Origin of the sequence: Microcoleus sp. w2-18bC1 (assembly GCF_036700365.1) — a bacterium.
Classification (GTDB): domain Bacteria; phylum Cyanobacteriota; class Cyanobacteriia; order Cyanobacteriales; family Microcoleaceae; genus Microcoleus.
Genome location: NZ_JAUBOS010000053.1, coordinates 25,901 through 41,845, shown reverse-complemented (window position 1 = coordinate 41,845; position 15,945 = coordinate 25,901). Strand labels below are relative to the sequence as shown.

Below are 15,945 nucleotides of genomic sequence, written 5' to 3'. Positions count from 1 at the left end.
AAGCTGTCAGCGAGTTGTCGTAATGGCTATGTATTTCTAGACCGGATTAGTTGGGATAATTTTAACGAGTCTGTAGACTTAAAGAAACAAGTAGAAGAATTTAAACGGTTCACGGGATTCTATCCTGAATCAATTCATGTAGATCGAATTTATCGAACCAGAGAAAATCGAGCGTGGTGCAAAGAAAGAGGGATTAGAATGAGTGGTCCCCCTCTAGGAAGGCCCCCGACAAATATCAGCAAGTCAACGAAAAAACAGGCTCAGTCAGACGAGAGAATTCGTAACTCAATTGAGGGAAAATTTGGAGAAGCTAAAAGAAGATTTAGTCTTGGTAGAGTGATGGCTAAACTTTCTAATACTTCTGGTACAGCCATCGCCATAACTTTTCTAGTAATGAATCTTTCCTCCCTGCTACGGCAGGCTTTTTGGCTTTTTTCTGTCTATTTTAGAACAAACAGCTTTTTTCAGGTTTTCTACCTTTACTGATTAGCAAAAATCATGTTTACTGAATAAAAGTTGAATAAAACTTATCTCGTCAAGGCGATCTCGAATTCACTCATTTTTCGCAATGCTGTTTTCTGACTTTTTCAGCAAGCCCTAGCTATGGGTTTCAGGTGGGTTGTCACCCCCCCAGGTAATTGCTTTGACAATTACTGATTTGGAAATGTTTGATAATGACCAAGAAGTAATTTATCCTTTTTTCTTTAAGGAGAAAAAGCGTTTATTTGATTATGTCGAGCCAGAGATTGAACTAATATTTATCGAATTGCCAAAATTGAATAAACAATTGGATGAGTTAGAAACTGTGACTGACAAGTGGATTTATTTTATGAAAAATGCTCCCAGCTTGGAAATAGTGCCGTCAACAATGGAAACAGTATCGGAAATACAGCAAGCCTTTGCGATTGCTAATGAAACTAATTTGAATCCAGAGGAGTTGGCAGATTTAGAAGAACGCGAAATGTTTATTGTCGATCAGCAGGTTGTCTTGCTCAGGGGAATTGAAAAACGAATTGCACAAGCCAGAGAACAAGGCCTCGCAGAAGACAGAGAAAAAGGAATCGCGCTAGCAATGAGAGAAAAGGCTCTAGAAATTGCTAGGCAACTTATCAATCAATGTCCTTGACAATCAAACCATTAGTCAAACTACTGGTTTGAGCGTTGAAGATATCCACAACTTGCGGGAGGAATGAAAGGAAGGGAAAAAGTGCGATCGCACAAGTAGTGTACCTTTTCTCGTTACCAGGATCAGCCTGGTAGCGTAGGTTTTTGAGGCTTTGCATCTTGGATTGAGAATTACGCTAAATATTAACTCTCATCCACTTAATGCTCAAGGATGAGTCTGCCCTCCGTCTAAAGGAAGATTTCATTAAACCAGTAAATTCCGTATGATGCTGTAAAAGTCAGTCAGAGGGGAAAGCTATCTCCGACTCCAGTTCCGAATAACTGACCAATCTTACAATATAAAAAAATACATCTCATGACACCAGTCACTCCCAATCAAACTTCCTCTCAATACGAAGTTAGCGAATCAGAAGAAAAAATTGAGTCTCTGGTAGAAGAAGTTAAGCCAGAAAGCGAAATCGATTTAGAGTTCCTCTACACCAGAGACATTGAATTCCGACAAGAAACAATTTATTTCATTGTAGTCGATCGCTTTTACGACGGCGACCCCGCAAATAACGAAGGCCCCAACCCAGAACTTTACGATCCAGAAGGGAAAGATTGGGGCAAATATTGGGGCGGCGACTTGCAGGGAGTTATCGACAAACTAGACTACTTAAAAGATATGGGAGTTACCGCAGTTTGGCTGACTCCACTGTTCGAGCAAGTTGAAGCATTATTTGTCGAACAAGCTGCAATTCACGGCTACTGGACTAAGGATTTCAAGCGACTAAATCCCCGCTTCATTGCCACAAGCGACAATCCTTCTATCAATCAAACACAAGAAACTAAAGATACCGTATTTGACAAATTAGTATACGAGTTGCACCAGCGAAACATGAAACTCGTGCTCGATATTGTCTGCAATCACAGCAACCCAGATTTTAGTGGTAAAAAAGGGGAACTCTATGACGACGGCGTAAAAATAGCTGACTTTAACGACGATGACGATGACTGGTATCACCACTATGGCGAAGTCACAAACTGGGAAGATGAATGGCAAGTTCAAAACTGCGAACTGTCTGGTTTAGCAACTTTCAATGAAAACAATATTGCCTACCGGAATTACATTAAATCAGCAATTAAACAATGGCTGGACAGAGGTGTTGATGCTTTGCGGGTTGATACAGTCAAGCATATGCCTATTTGGTTTTGGCAGGAATTTAATGCTGACATTTTAACACACAGACCTGATGTTTTCATTTTTGGCGAATGGATTTACAGCGACCCTAGAAACGATCGTTCTGTGGAATTTGCCAACGAGTCGGGGATGACTATTTTAGATTTTGGTCTGTGCGTGGCAATTCGAGAAGTATTGGGGAAGGGTGCGGGCGCGGGATTTAAGTTAGTCCAAGATGTCCTGAATTTGGATCACCGCTACTACGGGGCGACGGAGTTGATTACTTTTATTGACAACCACGATATGCCCAGGTTTCAGTCGTTGAATCCAGATCCAGAAATGCTGCATTTGGCGATATGTTTAATTATGACGACTCGCGGTATTCCCTGCATTTATTACGGCACTGAACAGTATCTGCACGATGATACAGATGGGGGAAATGACCCCTACAACCGCCCCCTGATGGAAAAGTGGAATACTGATGCGCCGATTTACCGAGATGTGCGGTTGCTGTCTGGATTGCGGCGGCTGAATCCAGCTATTTCGATGGGGAGTCAGTGGCAAAAATATCTAACTCCTGATGTTTATTGTTACGTGCGCCGCTATCGCGATTCCGTGGTGTTTGTAGCGATGAATCGTGGCAGTTCTGTTACAACAATTGAAGAGGTTGATACTGAGCTGCCTGATGGAGAGCATACGGAGGTTTTATCGCGCCGCAAGTTTGAAGTTAAAGATGGGATGCTGTACAACCTTGAGTTGGGTTCGCAGGAAGTAATGATTTTTAGCCGCGTCGGCGAGCGAGTTAAGGCGAAAACTATTGTGCGGGCGCAGCTTAACAGCGTTAGAACTCAGCCTGGGGAAAGAATTGTGGTGATTGGAGATTGTCCTGAACTGGGGAATTGGGATATTAGTAAGGGTTTCCCGTTGGAGTATATCAATACTAATACTTGGTTCGGGGAAATTCCTTTTAATGAAAGTGCCGGGAAGTTAATTTCTTATAAGTATGCGCTGCTACGGGAAGGACTGTCGCCGCTGCGAGAAAATCTGGTTTGCCGCCGCTGGGTTTTAGTTTCGGAAGGGACTGTGAAATGGCGGGATAAGTGGGCGAGTGGACGGGAGTCTTAATAGTTTTGATTTCTCAGTTTTGAGTAAAACCGTTTTAGGCACAGACACCGGGTTTGATAAACGAAAGTAATTCCTTAAGGCTTTCGATTATCTTTTTAAAACCCGGTTTATTTAGTAGGTACGTAACTGCTGTGAAATTTAATTAGGAACTGCAACTCATAATTTATTATTTTTTAAATATGATTTAGGTAATAAATAGTTGGGCTTTTTATCTATATCAGTAAGGTGTGCATTGTGCATCCTCCGGGCGTGATGTATGGTGCGCCGAGGCGCACCATACATTTTTATTAAAGCGATCGCAATTTCTCGACCAAAACATCGATATAAAGTTCGCTGCTATGCTGGTTCACAACCATTTCGTAGCCCCGCTGCACTTGAGATTCAGCTTCTTGAGGATTTTTTAGCAAATGGACGGACGATCGCCTCGCGCAAACCTGCTGCCTCTCCCACATCTACGACTTTGGCAATATGCGGGGCCGCTAAATAATCGACGATACCTTGAGTCCGAGTAATGACGACCGGCCGCTTGCAGGCCATGGCTTCCAGCAAAACCTGCACTCCAGCAGCATATTTATTGTCTACCAAACAAACTGCAATTACGTCTGCATCGCGGTAAAGCTGCACTAAATCCGGCCATTCGTAGAACTTGCGGGACATATTTTCTGGCATAGTATCGGGGAAAGCCTGCGATAAAGCCTTAGCATCTTGAGAAAAACCGCTAATTTTTACCGCAAACGGTGCTGATGTTTAGGAAACCGGGTTGATCGACACCCGCACGCAAATCCTGTACGAATCAAAAACAGTGACACAGGCCGATCGATTCCATCGATTCCAAGGACTTAAGCTTTTATGCTGAAGTTAGCTAAAAAATTTATGTTTAACCTCATGTATATTTCTCCAGAGCAAGACAAAAAAATTCGCTACACCCTGCGCGAGAGCGGTCAAGAAGCTTACAAGCTAGCAGCCGAACCTTTTGAAGTTTCAGAGAAAGGGCCCAACGACTACGTGACGAGTATCGATCAATACCTAGACCGACAACTATCGGCAGCATTTAGCGCTTTGTTTCCTGAAGACGGCTGGATCACCGAGGAAAACAGCTCCTCCAGAGCAGCTTACGGGGCTAATTACCAGCGCCTCTGGTGCATCGATCCCCTGGACGGGACAGAAGAATTTATTCGGGGAAAACTACACTACGCTTCGATGGTGGGGCTGCTGCTTGAGGACGAACCTGTGGCCGGCTGGCTCTACGCCCCGGCTTTTGACCAAATGTATTTTGGCGGCAAAGATTGGGGATTGTTCCAAACTGTGGGAACCCAAGCGCCGCAGCCGATCTCGCTATGCAAACCCCCGGCTCTGACAGCGGAAAATTGTAAAATTATTCTCGGAGACAAAGACCAGAAAAACTACGCCAGGGCGATCGCCCAAAGCATCCCCGGAGCAGAATTTTACTCGCTGGGCAGCTTTGGCTTAAAAGTGATGGAAGTTATCTTCGGTCGAGCTGGTTTGTATCTGTATCTCAATGGCAGAGTTAAAGTGTGGGATACCGTCGGCCCTCTGGCTTTAGCAAAAGCAGCCGGATTGGTTTGTTGCGACTTGCAAGGTCAACCGCTGAGGTGGACTAAAGATGCGATCGAGCCGGAGACTCTGGCCCACACGCAGTCAATTGCGATCGGCTGGCCGGAATACATAGAACCTCTGTTGGGCAAAGTTCAACAGGCAGTGGCAGGCTTGTAAACCCGTTTAAGATTAAAGAATCTACCAATTTTACGTGAACCGAGCCTCTGCACCCTTATCATCAATTAAAGGAGCAACGGATTGTTTGTGTTCCCAAACATCGATCGTTCCCTAGCTGTTGGGTGTCGCCTAATCATATTTCCCACCTCCGCGAGTTTGCATGAAGACAGAAGCTTTCAGTGAGCTATTCCCTCTATTTAAGGGTGCTAACCCAGAAACCTTGGGAGGGCTGCTATCAAATGCGGTCAAGCATGAGTATCCCCCGGGCCGAGCTGTGGTGATGGAGGATTCTTGGGGCAACGCGATTTACTTTGTCGTGTCTGGCTGGGTAAAAGTCCGCCGCTTGTCAAACGATCGAGCTGTATCAATGGCTATTTTAGGACGGGGTGCCTTCTTCGGCGAAATGGCCATTCTGGACGAATCTCCCCGATCGAATGACGTGCTTGCTCTATCGCCCGTGCGGCTGCTCAGCGTCACAGCTCAGCGATTTATCCAAACCCTGTTTAAAGATCCGCAATTGCACCACCGGATGCTGCAACTGATGGTACGGCGACTCCGCCAAACCAATCTCCGCTATCAACTCCGAAACCGCCAGCCAGCGGTTAAACTAGCAAATACTTTAGTCGAGCTGGCAGAAAACTACGGTCAGAAAACTGCTGAGGGCAAAGATATCTTCAATATTCCTTATGAAGACTTAGCTGATGTCACAGATATCACCCTAGATGAAACCAGCAAAATTATGGAAAAACTCGATAGTAAAGGTTGGATCAAAATCGATCCAGACCGCGAAACTATCCATTTGATCAACCTCAAGCACTTGATTAATTTGGCAAGTCAATGACTGATGTTACTTATGAGGATACCTCGTCCGCTGCCGGCCACCGTCAGGTGCAATTAACAGCACCGACAATTCAATATTCGGTGGCGATGCCCAATCCTGAATCCCATCTCTTTGAAGTAACTTTGCGCGTGCAAGGTTGGTCGGAGCCGGTTCTGGATTTAAAAATGCCTGTCTGGACTCCCGGTTCTTACTTGGTTCGAGAGTACGCCCGCCACCTGCAAGATTTTAGCTCCCAGGCGGGCGATTCCCTACCAAATAGCTACGCCGCGCGTGCTTTACCTTGGCGCAAGCTCAGTAAAAATCACTGGCAAATTGAGACAAATTTGGTGTCAGATGTCACGGTTTTCTACCGCATTTTTGCCAACGAACTGACAGTGCGAACCAATCATTTAGACTCGACTCACGGTTATTTCAATCCGGCGGCTTTGTGCTTTTTCTTGCCCGGTTTTGAGCGCAACTGCTACACGGTGAAGGTTGTGCCACCGCAGCCCCAATGGCGCACCGTTACTACTTTGCCACCTGTTTCTGGCCAAAATCTTACTTTTGCTGCTGTGGATTTTGACACTCTAGTAGACAGTCCTTTTGAGATTGGCTATCACGAAGTGTACGAGTTTGAAGTGATGGGAAAACCCCACCAGCTAGTTGTTTGGGGAAAAGGCAATTTAGAACCGGAACGGGCGATTCGAGACATCCAAAAAGTGATCGAAGTCGAGGCAAAAATGTTCGGCGGTTTACCTTACGAACGCTATGTGTTTTTCCTGCATTTGTCCAGTTCAGGTTTTGGCGGTTTGGAACACAAGGAGAGTTGCACTCTCAACTATCCGCGTTTCGGTTTTCGGGCTAAGGAAAAGTATGAACGCTTTATTCAGTTGGTGGCTCACGAGTTTTTTCACCTGTGGAATGTCAAGCGCATTCGACCGAAAGCTCTGGAAGTATTTGACTACGAAAAAGAGAATTATACTCCTTCTTTATGGTTCTCTGAAGGCACTACCAGTTATTACGATTTGGTGATTCCTTTTCGAGCGGGTCTCTACAGCATCAAAGGTTTTTTCCAAGGTATGGCTAAGGAAATTACTCGCTTGCAGACGACTCCGGGGCGGAACGTGCAGCCTCTGAGTGAGTCGAGCTGGGATGCTTGGATTAAACTTTATCGCCGGGATTCTAACAGCGACAATTCACAGATTTCCTATTATTTGAAAGGGGAAGTAGTTTCATTTTTGCTCGATTTGTTGATTCGAGCCAGACACGGCAATGAGCGATCTCTGGACGATGTGATGCGTTTAATGTGGCAGCAGTTTGGCAAGGCTAATTCGGCTGAAAATGGCGATTTTGACCTGAAGTCGGAAACAGACGGCAAGTCGGCGCATTTGACATCAAACGGAAAGTTAAATTCTGCTTCGCTGCCCGCAGAAATAGGCTTTACTCCCGAAGAGTTGCAAAGTGCGATCGAGTCCGTCGCCGGCATCGATTTGAGCGACTTTTTTGCGCGCTATATAGACGGCACAGAAGAGTTGCCTTACAACAAGTATCTGGAACCTTTCGGGCTGCAAATTTCGGTAGATGAAACTGACCGAAACCCTCGCATCGGTTGGACGTTGGGAACGGAAAACGGACGGGAAATGGTTAAATTTGTCGAAGTAGGATCTCCGGCACAATTGGCGGGAATTGACGCTGGGGACGAGTTGCTGGCGATCGAAGGTTTTCGGGTAAATTCAGAACAAGCAGGCGAGAGGCTTAAAGATTATCAGCCGGGGGACACAATAGAGGTGACAGTTTTTCACCAAGACGAACTGCGGACTCGTCGTGTGACTCTCGCGCCGCCCCTGCCTGGCCGTTACTCGATCGTGCCTGTGGACAAGCCCACTACTATTCAGAAACAAAACTTTACTGGATGGCTGGGAGTTCCTCTATCAAAATTGTGACATAAATGAAGGGGAACCGGAAAGAAAAAACTAGAAGGAATCAAGCTGAACTCCCAATTCCCAATTCCCAATTCCCAATTCCCAATTCCCAATTACCAATTTTGATTATGCAAACCCCACCTCCTCCATCAATTACGCCCCGCCAGATGAATCTGCTGAGAATTGTTGCTTCTATGGCATGGGCAGACGGCGAACTCGCTACCGAAGAAGTTAATTTAATGCTTGATCGCTTTTGTCGTTTGTTTGCCCCAGATACCGACGGACAACAAATGCAACAAGAACTGCGGGATTACATCATGCAAAATATTCCCCTTGATGAGTTGATCGGTCAACTAGAAACTCAAGATGAAAGGGAATTAGTCCTGCAACTCGGCTATGAAGTGATTTCTTCTAGTTCTCGCACTCCCGATGAACCAAAAATTAACGCTGAAGAAGCCGCAGCTTATCACAAATTAGTCACGTTGCTGAATCTTTCAGAGGATGTGGTCAAGCGTATTGAAGCTGAATCATCGGCTGCAGATACTTCAGAGGGAATTGTCGAGAAGATGGCTCACAAATTAGAAAAGTTCATCAAAGGCTAGTTAGTGACTTGCGCGCGCTTGGCTTAAAAACCCGGTTGATTCCTAGATTTCTCGTTACTCAACCTGGAATTTTTCGTAGAAACCGGGAATAAGCCTCCTATGCCTAAGTCTTTTTAGGTAAGTATCGCACTCATATTTTTATGAGTGAAACTATTTATAGCAAGTCTATTTGAGTCGTGAATGTAGAACCACCTGAAACACTTGTGATCATTGAATCGATTGTTTACAAATCAAATGGTTTTGCTATATAAATAAAGCTCAAGGGAAATAAACCGGCTTGTGAGTCCCAATTTCCTACGATATAGTAACAAAAAAACACGGGGAAGTTGAGCATATTTTTCATCGCCGGGAACGGTAACAGAATTTGCGATCGCCCTTCCCGCGCGCTGCCTTACCCTTAACGATAATTAGGGACTTAGGCAAAGCCTAAATCCCTAATTGAGCTACCGATTTTTTGTCATCACATAAAGTGAATCCAACCAGTCATTAGTGCGGTAACTTGCTGAGGGCGTGCCAAGTTCTGTAGCCGACAATACCATCTTGGGGTAAAGCCACGCTAATTTGCAATTGTCGCACTGCTACATCTGTCATCGGCCCGAATAATCCGTCAATGAAGCCGAAATAGTATCCATTGATTTTCAAGACATTCTGAACAATTTTAACAGCATTGCCAGAACTGCCCTTCATGAGGGTCGGCATATTCACAGGTGCACCAGAGTATAGTGCTTGCCAAGTCAGGGAACCGACAATCCCATCTTCAATTAAAAAGACGCGGTGTTGATAACCTTTGACGGCGTTTTGAACTTGGACGCCGAAAATACCGTCAATCGGCCCGAAATAATATGCCCAATGATATAGAAGCTGTTGTAATTCCTTGACAGCTTGACCTGTTGAACCCATTTGTAAAGTGGGTTTGTTTACTCCAGTGGTTTCAGCAAATGCCAGACTTGATTGAGCAGTAGTATCGGCGACAAGAGCCATAGTTTCATTGTTCAAGCTTCTTTCTTCGGTGTACATAACGTGGTTCCTCTCAACATTTAAGTTTTGGTTTTGATATTTCAGGTATAACTGGTGGGATTTGTGAATGCACAGTCACTTTTTGGAGTGTCACTCATGTGAGTGTCACTCGTTTGAGTTACCCGTGGGTAGGTCGTCAGGAATGCAAGTTGCAATATTTTTATGAGGACTTCTGTCGTCACTACAAACCAAGGGGTAAGGTGCACGGTGTACACCCTACCAAATACAAAGATGCGGGGTACGCACCCTACCCATTACTGTTGATTGTTTACTCCGCAAACTCTCGCAAAGCTGGAATTAAATACTGTGTCAAAGTAAAGGCATCTACTCCTAATTCCGTCCGTTCTTTTGCAGCCAGGATTCCGGCTTGAGCGTGCCACCAAGCTGCTGTTGCTGCAACTGATTGGGGGGGGGATTTGCGGGCGATCGCAGTTGCTAATAGTCCCCCTAACAAGCCTGTGAGAACGTCGCCACTGCCGCCTCTGGCGAGGGCTGGGGTGCTTTCGGGATTGAGGTAGGTGATGCTACGTGAAGCGTAGCTATCCGGTAGGGAATCGTCCTCATCCTTCCAACTTATGCAAACTCTCGCTCCCTTGAGCAATATCGTTGCGCCGCAAAGCTGAGCTGCTGCTTGAGTTGCAGCAATTCGATCATCGCCGCTTTCGTCGGCTAAGTCGGGAAATAAACGCTTGAATTCGCCAGGGTGAGGCGTGATAATTGTCAGTGCTGAACGTTCCGACAAAATCGGGACTGTGCCGAGTTGAGCGAGGATATTTAAACCGTCAGCATCTAAAACCAGAGGTCGATCGCTCTCCATTACAGATTCTACAGCGATTGCCGCTTCCAATGTCAGACCTGGCCCTGCAGCGATCGCATCATAAGTTCCCAAATCAATTGCTACTGGCAACTCGCTAATTGCACCGCTTTGGGTTTCGGGACATCCTATAACTAATGCCTCTGGCAACTGGCTGCTCAACATCGGTTTAATCGACTCAGGAACAGCAATTGACAGCATTCCGATGCCGCTTGCTCTTGCTCCTAATGCTGCCAAAATTGCGGCTCCGCTGTAGCGGCGGGAACCTGCAATAATTAGTAAGTGACCGTTGGTGTATTTGTGCGAAATTGGCGATCGGGGTAACGGCAAATGCTGAGTTGCCGAGGCTTGTGTAATGCGTTGTATCGCTGGCGTTTCACCCAATATTGCTGCAATATCTGCTGCGGAAATATCAAAATCAATTAATTCGGAACTCCCTATATATTCTAACGCTCTATCTTGCAGAAATGCCATTTTCCACAAACCCAAACATAATGTATGTTTTGCCCGGATTGCCGTCCCCAAAACTTCTCCGGTATCTGTATGAATTCCCGATGGAATGTCTATACTTAAAATGGGTATGTTTAAATTATTTATTTCGTCAATAGCTGCTGCGGTAGCGTTATTAATTTCTCGTTCTAATCCAAAGCCAAATAAACCATCTACGAGCAAAGTGCAGTTTTTTAGATTTTCAATTTTGTCAAGAAATGAAATATTTAAAGAACGGGCATAATCAGCGTGATTTTTTGTTAGTTCTTTTAGTTTAGAAAACGGGCAGTAAATAACTACTTGGAAACCTTGAAAATGCAATTCACGGGCCACAACCAAAGCATCGCCGCCGTTGTGTCCGGGCCCAACCAATACGCCGATAACTGGCAATTGAGAATTAACAAGATTTTTCCCTTCTTCCCTTTTTCTTCTATCCGTTAAATCCCGTACACTGCTAGTTGCCGAACTTCCTTCGACTTTCAAAAGCTCCTGAATTCGTAGGGCAATCAGTCCCGCGACTTTTTCCATTAAAGCTGCGACTGGCATTCCAGCAGCAAAGATTCTGGTTTCTATTTGCCGCATTTGGTCGGCGGTGACAACAAATTTTTGAATAGTCATATTAGTGCTAAAATTTCAGCTAACAGCAGCAGTGGCAAGTTGTAGTATACTTGTGGTATAATAAATTAGCTCGATCGAACTAACTCACAGTAAAATAGCAATTTCTCTCAGAATCATGAACAAGATTGTTGTAGGCCTCTCCGGCGGGGTCGATAGTTCCGCAGCAGCCGCAATTTTACACCATCAGGGATATGAAGTGGTGGGTTTAACGCTGTGGTTGATGAAGGGCAAAGGTCAGTGCTGCTCTGAGGGAATGGTCGATGCAGCTAAAATTTGCGAAGATTTGGGCGTTCCCCACCACATTGTTGACAGCCGCGATGTTTTTCAGGCAAGTATTGTCGATTATTTGGTGGAGGGTTACAGTGCAGGAGTTACACCTCTGCCTTGTTCGCAGTGCAATAAAACTGTGAAGTTCGGGCCAATGCTTAAGTTTGCTCGCGAAGAACTCGGAATTGAAAAAATCGCTACAGGCCACTACGCTCGGATTACTTACGATGCTGCTACTGGTCGCTATCAGTTGCTGCGGGCGATCGACCCTGCCAAAGATCAGTCTTATTTCTTGTACGATCTAACACAGGATTTGTTGGCGGGTACGGAATTTCCTTTGGGGGGAATTACCAAGACAGAAACTCGCAGAATTGCGGCGGAATTTGGCTTGACAACTGCTGATAAGCCGGAAAGTCAGGATTTGTGCTTGGTGGAAAGTAACGGTTCGATGCGGGCTTTTCTGGATAAGTACATTGCGCCGCAAAAGGGTGACATTGTGGACAAGTCAGGACGGGTACTCGGGCAGCATGACGGCGTGCATCACTACACAATCGGTCAGCGGAAGGGACTAGGGATTGCTGCACCGGAACCGCTATACGTGATTGAACTTGATGCTGCTGGCAATCGGGTAATTGTGGGCGATCGACAGTTGGCGGTAGAATCTGAATGTACAGTCCAGAAAGTGAATTGGGTTTCTGTGGCTGCACCGACGGCTCCGATTCGGGCTCAGGTACAGATTCGATATCGATCGCAACCCGTCCCGACTACAATTATTCCAGTGGAATCCTCTCAAGAAGAGGAAAAAGCTGGCGGTATAAGAGTTAAGTTGATTTTTGACGAACCGCAGTTGAGCATTACCCCCGGACAAGCGGCTGTTTGGTATGACGGCGATGTGCTGTTGGGCGGCGGCATCATAGAAAGAAACCAACTCCCAAATTGATATCAGGGGTAGACGTACCCACCTCACAAGAAACTTCCCGCAAGAAAATTCACTCTTATGGGAACAGGCATCCTGCCTATTCCCATAAGCCCACAAGAAACTTCCCACAAGAAAATTCACTCTTTGTGGAACAGGCATCTTGCCTGTTCCAAAAGGAAACTTATATTTCATTTCCCAGGGGTACATTTACTTAACTAACTTTTTTTCCAAACGCAAGATATTTCCCCTAGCATTAGTGCGGTAAACCCAAGTTTGCCTACCATCAGAAACCACAACCCGCCAACCTTCGACAATCATTTGACCGCAAATTTCATCCGCTTTCGAGAGTCCTAAACAAGTATTCGGCCAACTTTGTCCGCTTGATTCCGTTATTTTCAACTTGTCAGCAGCAATGCCAGTGGAGCCCGACAACTCTCGGCGAACTGCTTCTGCTACGGTTGCGGGCAATTGCTTCGGGGGATTTTTGCGCGTACCCTCGGCGAAATTCCCCGGTTCGGAAGTGAGTGTATTAAGTGCCAATACCGAATAGCTGATTGTTTGGGGCACCGCGGCTGAGGAAAATTGCTGCGCGGTTTGCTGCTGTTGCCTTTCCAACTGGGCAAGGGAATCTTTGAGGGCGCCCGCGTTAGCCGCAGCGGTGTGTCTTAGCGCCGGATACATTTCCCATACCAGAATTCCTGTCAGCACCAAAGCCAAGATTACAGGATTGGGCTGCTTTTGGTCTCGGTGTTTATTTTTTTGAAGTTTATTTTTGGAGATTCTTTTCATCATACGCCCTCTGCCTCACTTTACACAATGCGCGATCGCTCCTGAACACTCAACTGCAGATACTTATTTAGACACTATTGCTGGTGCTATTGGTTCCTTTGTGCAGAACCCACTTGACTGCTGGTGCGTGCGGCGCAAGTATTTTCTACTCGCCGCCTGCAGTTGTGTTTCAGGAAACTTGCACTACCCAGTTATTACTTAATTTTTACTTTTTGTCTCAGGGTATTAAGAAAAATTTATGCTTAAGTAAATATTCTTAAAAGCCTCTAATCCTGCCCCCAACTCTCAGTACAAATTACTATTCTGCGTTCCAAAACTGCTAAACGTGTTTTAGACTGTGGGAGGCGAGCTGAGCCAAGGATATCACAGGGATGCCGCAAAATTTGCTGCAACAGGACGAAAATGCATTAGAAATTAAATCAGCTATCGCTGATTAATTGTATTAGCAGTGTGGTTTTCTAGAGCAATCGTCCCCGAAAATACTTTAGTAGCAAACGCTACTTTTTTTGTACAATATTTTTGAAATCTCTCGATTATGAACAGAAAATCCCTGGGAATCCATTTAATGAATCGGCTGAGTTATCCTAAAAAATTTCTCCTGATCGGTTTTCTATTTGCAATACCCTTAACCTTGGTCATGTACCTGCTGATTTCCGAAATTAACAGCAGGGTTGATTTTTCTCAAAAAGAAATCTACGGTAATCAATACCTGCGCCCGCTACGCCAGTTGAGGGAATACATACCGAAACTTCAACTGTTAAATTATCAGAGCTTAAATCCTAATTTAAGTAATTCAGAATGCAGAAACTATTTAGAAGCCAAGATAGACAAGAACTTTCAAGCCCTAGCAAATACAGATAGCCAGCTTGGAAACATATTAATGTCCCGTGATAAATTTAATAATATTTATCAAGATTGGCAAAATTTAAAACTTCGTCGCAGCCAGTGGAGTTTAGAAACTTACGATTTGGTATATCAACGCTTAGCTGCAGAGATTAATAGACTGAGCGCTCACGTCGGCAATACTTCTAATCTAATTTTAGACCCCGATCTAGATACCTATTATTTGATGGATGCTACTTTGCTGAAAATTCCAGAAATCCAAAAAATCTTGTCAGAGATTAGGCTTATTTCTCACAAAAACAGCTTGAGTTCCGATGCCACACCTGAAGAAAGAGCAAAACTAATTACTTGGGCAGGCAAACTGAGAGAAATCAATCAGGATTTAGCCATCAATATGGAGGTAGGATTTAGTAATAATCCTCACGGGAATCTGCGACAGAAATTAAGCGACGATTTGACCAAATTTAACTCCGTAGTAGAGCAGCTAACTGTGAAAATAGATAAACTGATTTATCCCACAGCCTTAGTGGAATATTATGCCTATCTCGATGGGAGCGATCTAGTTCTGAATTCGAGTTTTGAACTGTGGGACAAAACTCTCAATGAATTAAACTTTCTTCTGCAAAAACGCATTGATAGTTTTGTTGCCAAAAAACGCATAATTTCTATTCTTGTGTTAATAACCTTAGCCCTAGTTACTTATTTATTTGTAAGTTTTTACAGAAGCGTTATGCAAACTGTATTTGTCCTTGACGAAGCTGCAAAAAAGATGGCAAGCGGCAATCTAGACCACAAAATTATTTTGGATAACAGAGATGAACTGGGGCAAGTTGTGGGTGCGTTTAACAAGATTGCCGATGCCTTAGTTGGTGCAAATCAAGAAATTACTATTCTCAACGATCGCCTAAAAGCTGAAAATATGCGAATGAGCGCTGAACTAGATGTTACTCGCAAGATTCAGCAGATGCTGCTGCCAAAAGACTTAGAACTCAATGAAGTTGTGGGGTTAGATATTGCGGGATTTATGGAAGCTGCTGAGGAAGTAGGGGGCGACTATTACGACGTACTCCAACACAAAGGTAGAGTGAAAATTGGCATTGGGGATGTGACGGGACACGGATTGGAGAGCGGCGTTTTAATGATTATGGTTCAAACGGCAGTGCGAACTTTGCTCGCATACAATGAACCAGACCCAGTAAGATTTCTAAGTGCTATTAACAGTGTAATTTACGATAATGTGCAGCGCATGAAATCCGATAAAAATGCCACCCTTGCTTTGCTAGACTATGAGGAGGGGATGCTGAAGTTGAGTGGCCAGCATGAAGAAATGATTGTTGTGCGGTGTAACGGTTCTGTCGAGCGGTTTGATACAATCGATTTGGGTTTCCCGATCGGGCTGGATGTAGATATTGATGAATTTGTTGCTGAGAAAATTGTGCATTTGCGTTCAGGAGATGTGGTTGTACTATACACGGACGGGATTACGGAAGCTAAAAATATGGATAAAGTGCTTTATGGTTTAAAGAGGTTAATTGAGGTAGTAGAGATTAATTGGCAGCGTTCGGCTGCCGAAATCAGGCACGCTGTAATTAAGGACGTGCGATCGCACATCGGCGAACAAAAAGTTTTTGACGACATCACATTGCTGGTACTCAAACAAAAATAACTACTTGCATATCCCTCCTAAAGTTTAAAATATATT

General features: G+C 44.7%; 13 protein-coding genes. 9 read left to right on the top strand and 4 right to left on the bottom strand.

What is annotated here, in order from left to right:
* The 3 genes from QT979_RS21865 to QT979_RS21855 form a co-directional block, all read left to right on the top strand.
* Nucleotides 1-486, top strand: a 486-nt coding sequence (locus QT979_RS21865; protein ID WP_333311670.1) for a transposase, incomplete at its 5' end; no start/stop codon positions are given.
* Between the two features lie 157 nt (nucleotides 487-643).
* Nucleotides 644-1,126, top strand: a complete 483-nt coding sequence (locus QT979_RS21860) for an Rpn family recombination-promoting nuclease/putative transposase (RefSeq protein ID WP_333311669.1) — start codon at nucleotides 644-646, stop codon at nucleotides 1,124-1,126.
* Nucleotides 1,127-1,480: 354 nt separating this feature from the next.
* The gene (locus QT979_RS21855) at nucleotides 1,481-3,409 is read left to right on the top strand and encodes an alpha-amylase family glycosyl hydrolase (RefSeq protein ID WP_333311668.1); all 1,929 of its coding nucleotides are present in this window, start codon (nucleotides 1,481-1,483) and stop codon (nucleotides 3,407-3,409) included.
* A gap of 381 nt (nucleotides 3,410-3,790) precedes the next feature.
* Here the strand turns inward: QT979_RS21855 and QT979_RS21850 are convergent, their stop codons facing one another.
* Entirely contained in the window at nucleotides 3,791-4,078 is a 288-nt protein-coding gene (locus QT979_RS21850; RefSeq protein ID WP_333210183.1) for a glycosyltransferase, read from the bottom strand.
* Nucleotides 4,079-4,282: 204 nt separating this feature from the next.
* On the opposite strand from QT979_RS21850, the gene QT979_RS21845 reads away from it, so the two are divergent.
* The 4 genes from QT979_RS21845 (at nucleotide 4,283) to QT979_RS21830 (ending at nucleotide 8,487) form a co-directional block, all read left to right on the top strand.
* The gene (locus QT979_RS21845; RefSeq protein WP_333210185.1) at nucleotides 4,283-5,143 is read left to right on the top strand and encodes an inositol monophosphatase family protein; all 861 of its coding nucleotides are present in this window, start codon (nucleotides 4,283-4,285) and stop codon (nucleotides 5,141-5,143) included.
* Between the two features lie 160 nt (nucleotides 5,144-5,303).
* Entirely contained in the window at nucleotides 5,304-5,984 is a 681-nt protein-coding gene (locus tag QT979_RS21840) for a Crp/Fnr family transcriptional regulator (RefSeq protein WP_333233197.1), read from the top strand.
* Complete coding sequence (locus tag QT979_RS21835) at nucleotides 5,981-7,906, top strand: M61 family metallopeptidase (protein WP_333210186.1); 1,926 nt, start codon at nucleotides 5,981-5,983, stop codon at nucleotides 7,904-7,906. Before QT979_RS21840 ends, QT979_RS21835 begins: the two co-directional genes overlap by 4 nt.
* A 107-nt stretch (nucleotides 7,907-8,013) precedes the next feature.
* Nucleotides 8,014-8,487, top strand: coding sequence for a TerB family tellurite resistance protein (locus QT979_RS21830; protein WP_333210201.1), 474 nt, complete (start codon nucleotides 8,014-8,016; stop codon nucleotides 8,485-8,487).
* Between the two features lie 486 nt (nucleotides 8,488-8,973).
* Here QT979_RS21830 and QT979_RS21825 read toward each other — a convergent pair whose 3' ends face one another.
* Together QT979_RS21825 and QT979_RS21820 are read right to left on the bottom strand one after the other, a co-directional pair.
* Nucleotides 8,974-9,504 carry a peptidoglycan-binding protein gene (locus tag QT979_RS21825; RefSeq protein WP_333210187.1) on the bottom strand — a complete coding sequence of 177 codons (531 nt, stop codon included), beginning with the start codon at nucleotides 9,502-9,504 and terminating at the stop codon, nucleotides 8,974-8,976.
* Between the two features lie 268 nt (nucleotides 9,505-9,772).
* The gene (locus tag QT979_RS21820; protein ID WP_333311667.1) at nucleotides 9,773-11,425 is read right to left on the bottom strand and encodes an NAD(P)H-hydrate dehydratase; all 1,653 of its coding nucleotides are present in this window, start codon (nucleotides 11,423-11,425) and stop codon (nucleotides 9,773-9,775) included.
* Between the two features lie 115 nt (nucleotides 11,426-11,540).
* Here QT979_RS21820 and mnmA point away from each other — a divergent pair, with 115 nt between their 5' ends.
* The gene (gene mnmA, locus QT979_RS21815) at nucleotides 11,541-12,632 is read left to right on the top strand and encodes a tRNA 2-thiouridine(34) synthase MnmA (protein ID WP_333311666.1); all 1,092 of its coding nucleotides are present in this window, start codon (nucleotides 11,541-11,543) and stop codon (nucleotides 12,630-12,632) included.
* A gap of 186 nt (nucleotides 12,633-12,818) precedes the next feature.
* Here mnmA and QT979_RS21810 read toward each other — a convergent pair whose 3' ends face one another.
* Nucleotides 12,819-13,403, bottom strand: a complete 585-nt coding sequence (locus QT979_RS21810; RefSeq protein ID WP_333210191.1) for a hypothetical protein — start codon at nucleotides 13,401-13,403, stop codon at nucleotides 12,819-12,821.
* Between the two features lie 532 nt (nucleotides 13,404-13,935).
* Here QT979_RS21810 and QT979_RS21805 point away from each other — a divergent pair.
* A complete protein-coding gene (locus QT979_RS21805) occupies nucleotides 13,936-15,909 on the top strand; it encodes a SpoIIE family protein phosphatase (protein WP_333210193.1) in 1,974 nt (657 codons plus the stop codon).
* The last annotated feature ends 36 nt before the right edge of the window (nucleotides 15,910-15,945 follow it).